The 1794-nt window shown below is 67.5% G+C and carries 3 protein-coding genes; 1 reads left to right on the forward strand and 2 read right to left on the reverse strand.

From position 1 onward, the window contains the following. The coding region (locus RIF85_RS15835) for an alanine racemase (protein WP_309072857.1) at window positions 1-518 on the reverse strand (518 nt) is incomplete at its 3' end. Between the two features lie 99 nt (window positions 519-617). On the opposite strand from RIF85_RS15835, the gene RIF85_RS15840 reads away from it, so the two are divergent. Next, window positions 618-1415 (forward strand): SDR family oxidoreductase, encoded by a 798-nt coding sequence (locus tag RIF85_RS15840; RefSeq protein ID WP_309072858.1) that lies wholly within the window; start codon window positions 618-620, stop codon window positions 1413-1415. Between the two features lie 19 nt (window positions 1416-1434). Here the strand turns inward: RIF85_RS15840 and RIF85_RS15845 are convergent. Next, the coding region (locus RIF85_RS15845; protein ID WP_309072859.1) for a PfkB family carbohydrate kinase at window positions 1435-1794 on the reverse strand (360 nt) is incomplete at its 5' end.

Below are 1794 nucleotides of genomic sequence, written 5' to 3' on the forward strand. Positions count from 1 at the left end.
ACGGCAAGATGGGAGAAGACGCCCACGACCCGCAGCAGCCCGTGTTCCTGATGTTCGAGCGCGCGGCCCAGCAGTGCCTCCCAGTGCTCCGGAGGGCACCCGTTGCGGCCGAGCCCGGTGTCAATCTTCAGGTGTACGCGGGCAGGGCGCTCCAGCCGCCTGGCCTCGGCTACCACGTGCGCCAGTTCCCAGCCGGAGATACCAAGGTCCACGTCCAGCTCGATGGCCGCGGCGAAGTCGCTCGTCTCGGTGTGCAGCCACGCGAGGATCGGTGCTTCGATACCGGCCCGGCGGAGTTCGACAGCTTCGGCGATATGCGCCACACCGAGCCAGGTCGCGCCCGCTTCCAGCGCCGCCTTCGCTATGGGGACAGCACCGTGCCCGTAAGCATCAGCCTTCACGACGGCCATGACCCGCGCCGGGCTGGCGATCTCGGCGATATGCCGAACGTTGTGCCGCACCGCGGCGAGGTCGATGTCCACTCGCCGTTCCGGCACGGGTCCCGCTGAAAAACTCACAGGCCCATTCTGTCAGCTATGAACGGTCGGTCAGGAATCGGCCCGCTCAGCAGTACAGGCGCCCTTGCGCTCAGCTTCCCGACGACGACACGATGGAACATGACATTCTCACCGAAAACAGCAATAGTCACGGGCTCCGATTCGGGCATTGGACGCGCCACCGCGGTCGCGCTCGCAGAGGCAGGGTGCGACGTCGGCATCACCTGGCACTCGGATCAGGAAGGAGCCGAGGAAACCGCGCGGTTGGTTCGGGAAGCCGGAAACAAAGCCGCCGTGGCGCAGCTCGACACCACGGACACACCCGCCTGCGGGGACGTCATCGACCGGCTGGCGGACGAGCTCGGCGGCGTGGACGTCTTCGTCAACAACGCGGGCACCGGCGACGGAACGCCCTTCCTCGACCTGGATTGGGACACCTGGCGCGGGACGGTTGCAGCTGACCTGGACGGCGCGTTCGTCTGCATCCAGCGGGCCGCACAGCGCATGGCCAGCGCCGGAAATGGTGGACGCATCATTGCGGTGACGAGTGTCCACCAGGAGCAGCCCCGCGTGGGTGCTGCAGCCTATGACGCGTCCAAGCATGGACTGGGGGGCCTCATCCGGACCATTGCCCTGGAACTTGGAGACCGCGGCATCACTGCCAACGCCGTCCTGCCCGGGGAGATTGCAACCCCGATGACGGGTAACGAGGACGAGGATCCCCACCGGATCCGCCGACCTGGCGTACCGCTGGGACGGCCTGGCGATGCGCGTGAAGTCGCCGCCGTGATTGCGTTCCTCGCCTCCCCCGCGGCGAGTTACGTCACCGGAGCATCCTGGGTGGTCGACGGCGGCATGCTGCAGATGGGACCGCAGGCCGGTTCGCACATCACCAGTGATGATTGGCGGTCGGTCTGAGCGGGCCCTGCAGACGCACTCAGGCGTCCGACTGCGTGGCTATGGTGGCGGTCGCCCTCCGAACCGCTCCGGGCGGGACATTCGCCACAATGTCCTCGAGGAAAGCGTAGCGCCGGAGCCATTGCTTCCGGACGCCGTCGCGCTCTGCACTCATCCGCCGCCACCAGTCGGCGATGTCGCCCCAGCCGGGAGCGGCCAGGGATCCTCCCACCTCCTGAACCGAGAGTGAGGCGCAGAGGTTTGCGAACGCCAGCCGGTCCGCCAGCGGCCAGCCGGCAAGGTCGCCCGTGATGAAGGCAGCGCCGAAGCAATCTCCTGCGCCCGTGGGGTCATAGGCATTGACGGGCAGAGCCGGTACCCACTCTTCCTCCCCCGTCAC

The sequence above is a fragment of the Arthrobacter sp. genome (assembly GCF_031179385.1).
Lineage (GTDB): Bacteria > Actinomycetota > Actinomycetes > Actinomycetales > Micrococcaceae > Arthrobacter_D.